Source organism: Algoriphagus aestuariicola (assembly GCF_017254835.1).
GTDB classification, from domain to species: Bacteria; Bacteroidota; Bacteroidia; order Cytophagales; family Cyclobacteriaceae; genus Algoriphagus; species Algoriphagus aestuariicola.
The window spans coordinates 512,290-524,631 of record NZ_JAFKCW010000004.1; the positions used below are offsets into that span (position 1 = coordinate 512,290).

Below are 12,342 nucleotides of genomic sequence, written 5' to 3' on the forward strand. Positions count from 1 at the left end.
AACGAAAAAGCTGCCCGGATAGTCACGGAGCAGCTTTTTTGGGAAAAGATAAATGGTTTATAGACTAAAACTTGTAGGAAACGCTCAAGCGGCTATTTCTTGGAGGATCGGTCTGCCAGTTATAGGCGTTGAGCCAAGCGTAGTAGGAGCCACTGTAGAGGTACTCATCCAGCAGATTGAACACATTCAGGTTGACTTTGAAGTTGCCTTTGCTCCAGAAGACTCCTGCGTCCAGCTTGGTGTAGGTTGGGAGTACTTCGTTTGGATCTGGGGAGGCATCCCAATAGGTCTCTCTACCGCCAAGGATAGTCAGGCCGGCAGAAAATCCAAGGCCTTGAAGTGTACCATCTTGGATGGTGTATCCCAACCAGGTGTTGAAGGTGTTTCTGGCATATCCGGGGATAATGTCTCCTTCTTGTACGACCGTCACGTTTTCGGTCACTTTTGTCACTCGAGAGTCGGTATAGGCATAGTTCATGACCAAGTTCAAGCCCGGTAGGATGGTGCCCTTCACGTCCACTTCGAAGCCTTCGGCGGTTTTTTCGCCCAACTCTATGCTCAATCCAGAGTTGGGAGGGCTGTTTGGATCGGCCGTTAGTTCGTTTTGCTTGATGTTTCTGTAGGCAGCCAGGGTACTGTTCCACTTGCCTCCGGCCCAATCTCGCTTGAGGCCCAGTTCCATGTTGTTACCAGTGATGGGCTTCACGTCGCCACCGCTCGAGAGCTGACCTGACTGGGGCATGAAGGCTTGGTCATAGAGCCCGTAAACGGAGGTATTTGGGGTCACGGATGCACTGACGCCCACTCTTGGAGTCACGCGTTTGGCGGTGATGGGAGACCCTCCATAAGCGGCCTGGGAGATTTCCGTATAGCGTGCAGCCAAAGTCAGTCTCAGTTTGTCTTCCATGAATGCCAATTCATCTTGTGCATAAAAGGCGCTGTAGCGTTGGTTGATGTTGCCGCCTTGACCTCTCTGCTCGATTGGAGTGCTGTAGTCGAAGTTTGGATAGCCGTTGACCGGTACACCGTAGTAGGGGTTTTTGGGATCAAACTCAGCCCCAATGGAATCCAGCATGTGGTATTGTCCCCAGTCAGCCCAGTAGGCTTTGTTGGACATGTCCAAGCCAGAAAGGATTTTGTGACGGATCGCTCCAGTTCGGAACTCTCCATTGACGAAGATCTGAGCCATGGTCATCTTGCTCAAAGCATCCCAGCTGCTGACCGCTCGGATCATCGTGCCATCCGGATTGACAGAAGCGGGCCACATGGAGGTACCTTCTTGGTTATAGATCATGTGGGTAGCCTGGGCAGTCAGCTTCCAGTTGGGAGAAAATTCATGCTGGAGGTTGGCAGTCAGCGCGTGGTCGTTGATTTTGGTCTCGGGCATTCCGGGAGGCATGGAGGTGAATTCCAGGGGAAGAGTGGCAAAACCATATGGGGAAAAAACATAGTAAGATCCCACATCACTCATGTTGGCACGCTGATAAGTGTACTCGAATGTCACCAGAGTGCTAGGCTGCACGCGATAGCTGATCACTGGCGCTATGGTGTAGCGGTTGTTGTGCTCGAATGGTCGATGCGATTGTTTTTGCTGACCTGCGACATTCAGCCGATATAGCAATCTGCCGTCTTTGTTCAACTTGCCGTCCAAATCCACGGCCGTTCTGTAGAGATCAAAACTACCGACGGTGAAGGAAACCTCACCTTGAGTTTGCCCTGTCGGCTTTTTGGTCACGACGTTGTATAGCCCGCTTCCGTCGCCGGAAGAAAGCATGAAGCCAGCGGGACCTTTCACAAACTCGATTCGCTCCACAAAGCTCATGTCCTCGGTGAGGGGTCCCCAATAAGAGGCCACTACATTGAAACCGTTTCTAAGCGCTTGGATCTGCGAACCTCGGGCGCTGATGTTGGTGTACAGGTCGCCCCAATGCTCAAGCCGGACGGCTCCGGAGACGTTTCGCACCAAGCCGTCGCTCATGCTGATCACTTGCTGGTCATCGAGGATGTCTCGGTTGACCACTTGGATATTTTGGGGTATTTCTATCAACGGGGCGTTGATACGGAGAGAGGAAGAAATGCGAGTCTCGGTATAGCTTTCTCGATTGGCCGAAACCAAAATCTCCTGAAGATCTCCTGAGTTTTCGGAAAGGAAAAAATCGACTACTTCAGTTTTTCCCGCACTTATGGAGACGGATTTTTCCTGTGTATCCAGTCCGACAAAGGAAGCTACCACCGTGTAGCTGCCCGGGTTCAGTCCTGTGATTTCAAATGATCCGCTGTTGTTGGTGACAGCTCCTCTGGAGGTTCCTTTGAGCTGGACGCTGACGTATTCGACGGGATTGCCGTCTGAAGATTTGACCTGTCCTTGAATTTTTCCTTTGGACTGGGCTAAGCTGCCTTGGAAAATCAAGATTAAAAAGGCCAGAGACAAGTAAAGTGCTCTCATGGATTAAAATATTTATTTAGACTGAATATCAATAATAGGATGCAAAGATGATTTGAAGAGCTTTTCGATGCAAGAAATTATTTGGAATTTTTCTAAATAAAAGAGAGAAAGAAAACAGCACTGTATTTTGCAATTACGGCTGTTGCCAGCCAAGAAGATGGGAGTGCCGGTCTGAGATTCGGGGGTATTTCGATTCCGCACTAATCCAAATGAGGTATCCTATCAAATTTCGGTTAAATACTCGCCAAGTTTGATTGGGAAACTGCGCCATAGATTTAAATTGCCGCAAATCGGAGATTTTCTTGAACCCTAAATAAACCGGAATGAATTTCAAGCCTACCTTAGTCACTCTCTTGCTGCTTTTCAGCATTTCGTTTTTATCCTTTTCCCAAGGTCAATATCGGGTCTTGGTGTTTTCCAAAACAGCAGGATTCCGCCATCAGTCCATTCCAGAGGGTGTCGCGGCAGTCAAAAAACTAGGCCAAGAGCAAGGCTTTGGAGTCTATGTGACAGAGGATGCGGGGCAGTTTACGGATGAAAACCTCGCCAAATACGACGTCGTCGTGCTCCTTAGTACCACGGGCACGATTTTCAACGATGCCCAGAAGGCCGCATTTCAAAAATTTGTGCAGAGCGGCAAAGGTGTAGTCGGGATTCACTCCGCCACCGACACCGAGTACGAATGGCCGTGGTACAACAAAATGATTGGTGCATACTTTCTCACCCACCCGCGTCAGCAGACCTTGAGACTTGAAGTAAAAGACAAAAACCATCCCGCCACTTGGCACTTGCCAAGCGATTGGCTTTGGTACGATGAGTTGTACGAATTCCGCGATATCAACCCGGACATCAAGGTCTTGATCAATGCTGACGAGTCGACCTATGAGCCAGCCAAGGGCAATGGCGCAAACCATCCCATGGCTTGGTACCATGAGTTTGACGGTGGAAGGGTTTTCTATACAGCTTTGGGCCATGTGGAATCCGCCTGGCAAAATGCCGCTTTCCTGCAGCACGTCCATGGCGGGATTTGGTATGCCGCCAAAGGCAAGCTTCCCAAGTAATCGTGGGACTATGGTGTAAAAATTTGAGGCTTCGGAACTTCCGAAGCCTTTTTTGGTTTTTCTTTACAACCAAATCCTGATTGCCATGCTCAAAGCTCAAGCTCGTCCCGTCCACCTCTACATGGAGGCCAATCCCAATCCCAACTCACTCAAGTTTGTCGCCAACTTCATGCTGGTCGAGGAGGGGATTAGTTTTGATTACCCCAGTGCGACAAGCGCCGAAAACAGTCAGCTGGCCAAGGAACTTTTCAATTTTGAAGCCGTCGAGCGGGTTTTTATCGCGGCAAACTTTGTCACGGTGACCAAATCCGAAGATGCCGAATGGCCCGAGATCCAAAACATCATTCGCGACCATATCAAAAAATACCTCGAATCTGGACAGTCTGCGGTGTCAGCAAGCTTCGACAAGGATCCACTCTTTGATGAAAATGACTCGGAGACGGTCAAAAAAATCAAGGGAATACTCGACGAGTACATCCGTCCCGCGGTAGAGCAGGACGGTGGGGCGATTGTTTTTCATTCTTTTCACGACGGCATAGTCAAAGTACACCTGCAAGGCTCCTGCTCCGGCTGTCCGAGCAGCACGGTGACTCTCAAGGCAGGCATCCAAAACCTGCTGACCCGCATGCTTCCCGAGGTAAAGGAAGTGCAAGCCGAAGGCGTCTAAATAAAAAGTGATTCATGGCAAAAAGGGACTGGTCCTGGGCTTTGTTGGGGATTTTGGCTCTTGTGGTCCGCTATTTTGCCGTCCAAAATCCAGAGGGCACAGATGAAATTTATTCCCGGAAATTTTTTCCAGGAATCAGGAATGTCATTGATCTGACACTGGGAAATCTCCCGTTTCCCAGTGTTTACCTTTTTGTTGCCACCGTTTTTTTGGTTCTGGTTGTATTTATTATCCGCTTCAAAGGTCGCTCTGGATGGAAAGAAAGGATGTTTTATACATTCAAAGCAATGGCCAATGGGCTTGGCGCCTTGGTTTTTTTCTTTCTGGTGCTTTGGGGATTCAATTACCAGCGTACGCCGATATTCCAGCAGCTCTCCCTGAAGCCGAAATCACTCAACCTCGAGCAGCTAAAATCAGAGTTGGAAATCACGCGCCGCTTGGCCGTACAGTATAGAAGCCGGATTACGCAGGATAGCGTCGCCATAGATTCTATCATGCCCTATTCGGATCTTGAGCGCTTGGTGCGGGAGAATATGCACGATAACTTGGACATTCTCGGATTGAACTTCACCGGAAAGCCGAGAACCAAAATGTTTCCCCCGCAGGGATTTATGCGTAGGATGGGCATTCTCGGGATTTATTTCCCCTTCACAGGAGAGAGCTACATCGACCCGTCTTTGCACCCGCTGGAGCAACCTTTTACCGTAGCCCATGAGATGGCTCACAGCTACGGGGTGACCAACGAGGGGGAGGCCAATTTCATTGCCTGGGTGATCTGCACCAACTCTGAAGATCCACTTTTGCGATATTCCGGGCATTTGCGGCTGCTGCAGTACCAGATTCGGGACTATTACCGGATGGCGCCTAGCGAATACAAGGAGTGGGTGAAAAATCTCTCTGTGGGCATCAAAAACGACCTGAATTCCATCCGTGAGGCGAGTGAAGTCTTTCAGCCTTTTTCGATTGAGCTGAGCCGCAAATCCAACGACATTTTCCTAAAAAGCCAAGGCGTCAAAGCCGGGGTCAATTCCTATCAACAACTTCCGATGTTGGCTTTTGCCTGGAGGCAACGGATGAATTTCTTTGATTAAACCTTGGGGTTTAGTTTTGAGTCTCTATTTTGGGGAAGATTTTTACCATCCCCCATATGCTTAGACTTGTTTTCTCTTTTCTTTTAGTCGCTTCCTTAGTCTGCAATATCTACGCACAAATTACCCTGGAGCCTGAGCGGGATTCCCAACAGAACGTGGTGATCTATGCGGTGAACACCGCCAAAATTCCCTATTCGGTGATTATCAGCTTTTCAGATCTTCAGAACATAACCATACCCGGTGGGTCAAATGTAACGTCGGTAGCCTCTCCCGGACGGTCTAAAGTGGCGACTTTGAAGCCCACCATGGCCGGGCAGAGCACAAACTACAGGTATTCTTACAGCTATGCGAAAGGCAGTATTTTTGGGAAGTCAAAATTCGCTCCCGTTTACCTCATTCCCGTAGCGGAAGGCACCGCCGTTCGTGCAAGCGTAAATACCAACATTTCCAAAGTCGTGAAGAGTGAAGTGAATGCCGATGCTTATGTGGGAGTGTCCTTTCACTTCGACGCTCCCACCACCATCGTGGCTCCCCGAAAGGGAGTCATCGCGGATATGAAAATGGACTTTGAGTCCACTAGCGACAATCTCACCTTTACGGCCGAGGAAAATTTCATCGAGATTTACCATGAGGACGGGACGCTGACCAAGCTGATCGTATTGAAATCTGGCTCCCAAAAGGTGCAGATAGGAGATGAGGTTTTTCCGGGACAGGACTTGGCGGAGTCAGGCGGGAATCACTACCAGAATGGAATTCGCGTGATGATGGTCAACCAAAAAGTAGAAAAAAGTGACATGGATAAGTTTAGGTATCTCTACTTTCCTGTTTTGTTCGCTACTGAAGAAGGAAATCAAGAAATAAAGGCTCCTACGCAACTGACGGTTGCCCACCCAGTCGAGGTTGTTACCATGGAGCTAAGCAAAAAAGAGTTGAAGCAGTTTCAGGAGGGAAAATAAGGAGGCTAGCGTCGCTTGTTTCCTACCCACACCCCCAATATCACCCCGGCGATACCGATGTAGTGTCCGATCAGCAGCACCTCCCCGTCCAATACGCCCCACATGATCGCCACGATGGGAATTGTATAAGTGACCAAGCTGGCGAAAAATGGACTGGCACTTTTCACCATGATGTTGAATAGGATTAGGGCAATTGCGGTGCCCACCATGCCCAAGACGGTGATGTATCCCAGTGCCTCCCAAGCTTGGGGATGGGTGACGAGTTTATAGGAAAACTGCGTGCCGGCAAAAAGATAAATCAAGGCCAAGGGAAGAATCATCAGAAGAGAAATCGAGGAGATTTCTATTGATTTTAGTTTGGTGAAGCGGGTTTTGATAACGTGGAGGTTAAAGCTGTAGCAGATGCAGGCAGCTATGACAAAAAGTGCGTAGGCGTTGATTCCGGAGAGCGAGTCCCAGCCTCCACCTTCCTTGTAAGTGACCAAAATGATCACACCGACGAAGGCGATAAGGAGCCCAAGCGCATTTCGCTTGGTGATCTGGGTATCAAAAAACAAGGCTCCAACCAATACCACAAATAGAGGAGTAAGCGCGTTCAGAACGCCGGTGAGCGAGCTGCTTATTTGAGTTTGGGCTAAGGGGAACAGGAATGCGGGAAAGAAACTGCCGAGCAATCCGGCTAAGATCAGGTTTTTGACTTGGGTTTTGCTCAGGTTTTTGATCTTGGGAAGGGAGAGTGGCAACAGAAGGGTAGCAGCTGCGACCATGCGATAGGCTCCTACTTCGCCTGGACTGAATACCTCCAGCCCGCGCTTGATCAGGATAAATGAGGTGCCCCAAATCAGGGTTAAGACGATCAGCAAAGCCCAGTTTTTTAGGCTGTTTTCTGAGTGGGTAGTACTCATTAAATCGAGAAAAAGAATGACGTCAGCAAAGGAACTAATTCGGCTGCAAAAAAGGTCAAAAAAAAGACCCCAGCGATGAAAATTCTGAGGTCTTTGTCAGTCAGTATTGAAACTCGTAATCCGCGTAGGCTTCGGCAACTTGTCCCAGGATTTCCGACACCTGCTCATACGTGTCGGCCGTGACCATCTCCGTACGGTAAGGTTTGAAGTTTGGCATGCCGCGGAAGTAGTTGGTGTAGTGACGGCGCATCTCCAGGATCCCTTGTTTTTCACCTTTCCACTCGACGGAAAAGTCGAGGTGTTTTTTTGTAACGGCTATGCGTTCGCTCAGATCAGGCGCGGGCAGCTTCTCTCCAGTTTCGAAGAAATGCTTGATTTCGTTGAAAATCCAGGGGTAGCCTATAGACGCGCGTCCGATCATCATGCCGTCCACATTGTATTTGGCTCGGTATTCTGCAGCTTTTTCGGGAGTATCGATGTCTCCGTTGCCGAAGACCGGGATGTGAAGTCTTGGGTTTTCCTTGACAAGATTAAGGTAGCTCCAGTCCGCTTCGCCCTTGTACATCTGCTGTCGGGTGCGGGCATGGATGGAGATGGCCTGTATGCCCACATCCTGGAGGCGCTCAGCTACTTCCACAATCCGGATCGTGTCATGACTCCAACCGAGCCTGGTTTTGACTGTTACGGGAATATTGACCCGCTTGACGATCTCCGCTGTCATCGCAACCATTTTGTCGATATCAAGAAGGATTCCCGCGCCTGCTCCTTTGCAGGCGACTTTGTGGACGGGACAGCCATAGTTTATATCCAAAATGTCCGGTCCGGCTGCCTCGGCAATCGCCGCGGCCTCACGCATGGACTCGATCTCGTTGCCGAAAATCTGGATACCCACGGGCCGCTCGTAGTCATAGACGTCCAGTTTCTGGACGCTTTTGGCGGCATCCCGGATGAGGCCTTCTGAGCTGATAAACTCGGTATACATGAGATCTGCCCCGTTTTGTTTGCAGACTGCGCGAAAGGGTGGATCGCTTACATCTTCCATCGGGGCGAGCAGTAGGGGAAACTCCCCCAGCTCTAACTTTCCAATCTTAACCACTTCTCAATTCTAAATTTGGCGTAAATTTACCCGAAATTATGGAGATATACGAAACCCGAACTGAAATTGGTAGCCGAAAGAATTGGCTCTTGTCCTTGATAGTCATTGTTTTAGTCACTTTTGGCGTACTGATTCTCCTTCAGGGTGTTGCTTTGGCACTCATCCCGACACTCTATAATATCAGCATTGAAGATCTTTTGGGCTTGATGACAGGCAACTTTGATGTGCCCAATGGACGCATGGCTATGCTTTTTGTACAAGGGATCGGCTCTGGAATCGGCTTTTGGGTAGCTGCTTGGGTAATCACAAGGTTTATAGACAAAGCCGAGCTTCATTGGGACGTGCAAAGGTCCAGATTCAATTCGAAGAGTTTTGGTGTGGCACTAGCAATTACCTTGGGTGCAATGTTTTTCAATGGCTTGCTAGTCTATTGGAATGCGCAGCTGGATCTGCCCGAATCCATGGCAGGGCTGGAGAACTGGATGAAAGAAATGGAAACCCAGCTGATGGAGCTGACTAGGTTTTTGACGGATTTTCAGACGATTCCGGAGTTGCTGACGGGGATTTTGGTAATTGGGGTCTTTGCGGGGATTGGAGAGGAAATGTTTTTCCGCGGGGTACTCCAGCCCAAAATGAAGCTTTACACCAATTCGGCCCATTGGGGGATATGGCTTACCGCCATCATATTTTCTGCGATCCACGTGCAGTTTTACGGTTTCTTGCCGCGGGTCTTCCTCGGAGCGCTCTTCGGCTATCTCTACCATTACTCTGGCAGCTTGCTTTATCCTATCCTCGCACACGTGTTTAACAATGCCCTGACCGTGCTGGTGATTTATATGGCTAATCAGGGTCTGGTCGACTTTGACTTGGAATCGACGGACGCCGTCTCCTACCCTGCTGCGATCACTGGTCTGTTGGTTCTTATGGTTGGATTCTTTTACTTTAAAAAAATCAATCCAGCAAAAGATGGAGAATTGGATCAAAGTGTATGAGGATCAAAACCAGATTCGTGCAGAGATAGTCAAGGCAGTACTGGAAGAAAACAAGATTCCCGCGGTAGTGATGAGTAGTAAAGAAACCATCTATAACGTGTTTGGGACGTACGAGGTGCTGGTGGTCCAGGGAGACGCGCTGGCGGCAATGCAATTGATTCAAAATGAGATCACGTTTCAACATTAATAATTATAGTAACCTGGGCCAGCGTGCGATCACCGCGGCAATAGGGGCGGTGATTGTCGTTTCGGCCGCCATCTATTCCGATTGGACCTACTTTGTCGTTTTCGCCGCGATTTTGGGATTTTCCCAGATGGAGTTCTATAAACTTACCGGTCTGGATGGCATGCTTCCGCTGAGAAGTTTCGGGACTTTCCTGGGCATCATGATTTTCACCTTGACCTTCATGATCGAAAAAGAGCGGCTGCCCAATGAATACCTTTACCTGATTTTTCCGATCGTTTCCCTGACATTTTTCATCAAGCTTTACAAAAAGACGGACAAAAAACCCTTTACCGGTGTCGCGTATACGTACCTGGGTATTTTCTATGTGGCGCTGCCTTTTTCTTTGCTGAATCTGGCGGTCTTTTCGGAAGGTAAGGTGTACCACTATGAGATTCTGATCGGTTGCCTGCTGATCCTGTGGGCCAGTGATACGGGAGCCTATTTCGCGGGAACCAAATTTGGCAAGACCAAACTCTTTGAACGAGTGTCCCCAAAGAAGTCTTGGGAGGGATTCCTTGGTGGAGCTTTTGCGGCGATCGCCGTGGCCTTTGTCCTTTCGCAGTATTTCCAGGTGATCGAGGACTGGAAGTGGCTGGTCATCGCCGGTATCATCATCATTGCAGGTACTTATGGAGACCTGATCGAGTCGCTTTTTAAGCGATCAATAGAAATCAAAGACTCCGGAAATCACCTTCCCGGTCATGGCGGTTTTATGGATCGTTTTGACGGATTGTTACTTTCGGCACCCTTTATCACCGCTTTTTTGAAAATCTTTTAACGCAAGCACGGGCGCTCTGAAAATCTAAGTAAGTTTGTGCAGCATTTCACAAACCAATTTAAGAACCCAAATATGGCTTACATTGAACCGGCTCCGATAAAGGATAAGGAAAATCCCCTTGAGTCAATGATGGAAAGATTCAACATCGCTGCCGAGAAACTCGGACTCTCCGATGAAGTTTACAACGTGTTGAAGAATCCCGCCAAGCAAGTAATCGTATCTCTGCCGATCACCATGGACAATGGCAACATCCAGGTTTTCGAAGGGATTCGGGTCATCCATTCCAACATCCTCGGCCCTGCAAAGGGCGGAATCCGCTTTGCGCCCGATGTGCACCTAGACGAAGTCCGCGCTTTGGCTGCCTGGATGACTTGGAAATGCGCAGTGGTAGACATTCCCTACGGTGGAGGTAAAGGTGGGGTTCGATGCAATCCACGCGAGATGTCCAAAGGTGAAATCGAGCGCCTGGTCAGAGCCTATACCATGGCAATGATCGACGTCTTTGGCCCGGACAAAGATATCCCAGCTCCCGATATGGGGACAGGGCCAAGGGAGATGGCATGGTTGATGGACGAATACTCCAAAGCCCATGGCATGACGATTCCTGCCGTGGTCACCGGCAAGCCGCTGGTACTTGGAGGGTCTTTGGGTCGAACCGAAGCTACTGGCCGCGGGGTGATGGTATCAACCCTCGCAGCAATGCAGAAATTGAAAATCAATCCATTCTCAGCGACATGCGCGGTGCAAGGTTTTGGTAATGTGGGTGGATGGGCAGCCCAGCTCTTGGAAGAGCGCGGGCTCAAGATCGTCTCCATCTCGGATCATACTGGGGCATTCTACAACGCCGCGGGTATCAACATACAGGAAGCGATCAAGCACAAGGACGCGCACAATGGGACTTTGGAAGGATTCAGTGGCGGTGATAAAATGGACAATCCAGGCGATCTGATGACGTTGGATGTCGACGTATTGGTGCCTGCTGCCATGGAGGACGTGATCACGATAGCCAATGCGGACAAGATAAAGGCAAAATTGATCGTGGAGGGTGCCAATGGCCCGACCTCCGCAAAAGCAGATGCCATCATCAATGAGAAGGGCATAATGGCTGTTCCCGACATCCTCGCCAACGCTGGAGGAGTGACCGTCTCCTATTTCGAGTGGGTTCAAAACCGCCTGGGATACAAGTGGACCGCCGACCGTGTCAATCGCCGCTCCGACAGGATCATGAAAGATGCCTTTGACAACGTCTATCAAGCGTCCGTGAAATACAATGTGCCGATGAGAATCGCCGCCTACATCGTGGCGATCGACAAAGTTGCCAAGACCTACAGCTTCCGCGGAGGCTTCTAAGGCTGTTTTGAAGCAAAAGTTTTAACTTTGAGGCGTGGGGAACGATTCCCCGCGCTTTTTCGATTTAAGAAACATGATGACAATTCATAAAGAAGGAAGGGTTTTGCTGTTTTGGATGATGATCATCCTAGTGGCGCTCAACTACCTCCTATATTATTATCTCCCCGAGGAAAGGCTCCTGATCAACCTAGCCGTCATAGTCAGCGTGGTGCTGTATCTGATCGTATTGCAGTTCTTCAGGAACCCGATTTTCCCCCTCCCCAATGAAGAAGGGATAGTATATGCGCCAGCCGACGGCAAAATCGTAGTGATCGAGGAAGCCTTTGAAGACGAATACTTGAAGGAAAAGCGCAAGCAGGTTTCCATCTTCATGTCCCCGATCAATGTTCACGTAAACCGCTCACCGGTAAAGGGCGAGGTCGAGTATTTCCACTACCATCCAGGTAAATATCTGGTAGCCTGGCATCCCAAGTCAAGCACCGAAAATGAGCGTACCTCCATGGTGATCCGCGATACGAAGGGAACCAAAATCATGGTCAGACAGATCGCCGGAGCGTTGGCGAGAAGAATCAAATGGTACGTGAAGCCAGGATCTCGGCTCGAACAGGGCGGCGAGTTTGGCTTTATCAAATTTGGATCGCGTGTCGATGTGTTTTTGCCTTTGGATGCGGAGATCCTCTGTACAATGGATCAGGTAACCAAGGGGGCGAGGACGCCCATTGCGAGGATGAAGTCGTAATCGAAAAAACAACCTATCGCGTTTCCTCCGTTTTT

Annotated in this window: 12 protein-coding genes; 9 read left to right on the top strand and 3 right to left on the bottom strand. The window is 49.4% G+C overall.

What is annotated here, in order from left to right; genetic code table 11:
- Positions 1-64 precede the first annotated feature (64 nt).
- Positions 65-2,446, bottom strand: a complete 2,382-nt coding sequence (locus J0A67_RS18470) for a TonB-dependent receptor (protein ID WP_206570874.1) — start codon at positions 2,444-2,446, stop codon at positions 65-67.
- A 323-nt stretch (positions 2,447-2,769) separates the two neighbouring features.
- On the opposite strand from J0A67_RS18470, the gene J0A67_RS18475 reads away from it, so the two are divergent.
- The 4 genes from J0A67_RS18475 (at position 2,770) to J0A67_RS18490 (ending at position 6,221) form a co-directional block, all read left to right on the top strand.
- Complete coding sequence (locus J0A67_RS18475) at positions 2,770-3,507, top strand: ThuA domain-containing protein (RefSeq protein ID WP_206570875.1); 738 nt, start codon at positions 2,770-2,772, stop codon at positions 3,505-3,507.
- Positions 3,508-3,592: 85 nt separating this feature from the next.
- Positions 3,593-4,174, top strand: a complete 582-nt coding sequence (locus tag J0A67_RS18480) for a NifU family protein (protein ID WP_206570876.1) — start codon at positions 3,593-3,595, stop codon at positions 4,172-4,174.
- A gap of 14 nt (positions 4,175-4,188) precedes the next feature.
- On the top strand, positions 4,189-5,265 hold the full coding sequence (locus tag J0A67_RS18485) for a DUF3810 domain-containing protein (RefSeq protein ID WP_206570877.1): 1,077 nt from the start codon (positions 4,189-4,191) through the stop codon (positions 5,263-5,265).
- Between the two features lie 56 nt (positions 5,266-5,321).
- Positions 5,322-6,221 (top strand): hypothetical protein, encoded by a 900-nt coding sequence (locus J0A67_RS18490; protein ID WP_206570878.1) that lies wholly within the window; start codon positions 5,322-5,324, stop codon positions 6,219-6,221.
- 5 nt (positions 6,222-6,226) lie between these two features.
- On the opposite strand, the gene J0A67_RS18495 is transcribed toward J0A67_RS18490, so the two are convergent.
- A complete protein-coding gene (locus J0A67_RS18495; RefSeq protein WP_206570879.1) occupies positions 6,227-7,126 on the bottom strand; it encodes a DMT family transporter in 900 nt (299 codons plus the stop codon).
- A 100-nt stretch (positions 7,127-7,226) separates the two neighbouring features.
- A complete protein-coding gene (dusB, locus tag J0A67_RS18500; RefSeq protein ID WP_206570880.1) occupies positions 7,227-8,222 on the bottom strand; it encodes a tRNA dihydrouridine synthase DusB in 996 nt (331 codons plus the stop codon).
- A gap of 38 nt (positions 8,223-8,260) precedes the next feature.
- Here dusB and J0A67_RS18505 point away from each other — a divergent pair, with 38 nt between their 5' ends.
- The 5 genes from J0A67_RS18505 (at position 8,261) to J0A67_RS18525 (ending at position 12,307) form a co-directional block, all read left to right on the top strand.
- Positions 8,261-9,214: a CPBP family intramembrane glutamic endopeptidase gene (locus J0A67_RS18505; protein ID WP_206570881.1), complete on the top strand. Its 954-nt coding sequence runs from the start codon at positions 8,261-8,263 to the stop codon at positions 9,212-9,214.
- Positions 9,189-9,401, top strand: a complete 213-nt coding sequence (locus tag J0A67_RS18510) for a putative signal transducing protein (RefSeq protein WP_206570882.1) — start codon at positions 9,189-9,191, stop codon at positions 9,399-9,401. The genes J0A67_RS18505 and J0A67_RS18510 overlap by 26 nt, the downstream gene beginning before the upstream one ends.
- Positions 9,379-10,218 carry a phosphatidate cytidylyltransferase gene (locus tag J0A67_RS18515; RefSeq protein WP_206570883.1) on the top strand — a complete coding sequence of 280 codons (840 nt, stop codon included), beginning with the start codon at positions 9,379-9,381 and terminating at the stop codon, positions 10,216-10,218. Before J0A67_RS18510 ends, J0A67_RS18515 begins: the two co-directional genes overlap by 23 nt.
- A gap of 72 nt (positions 10,219-10,290) precedes the next feature.
- A complete protein-coding gene (locus J0A67_RS18520; RefSeq protein ID WP_206570884.1) occupies positions 10,291-11,568 on the top strand; it encodes a Glu/Leu/Phe/Val family dehydrogenase in 1,278 nt (425 codons plus the stop codon).
- Between the two features lie 76 nt (positions 11,569-11,644).
- Positions 11,645-12,307, top strand: coding sequence for a phosphatidylserine decarboxylase family protein (locus tag J0A67_RS18525; RefSeq protein ID WP_206571039.1), 663 nt, complete (start codon positions 11,645-11,647; stop codon positions 12,305-12,307).
- Positions 12,308-12,342: the final 35 nt, after the last annotated feature.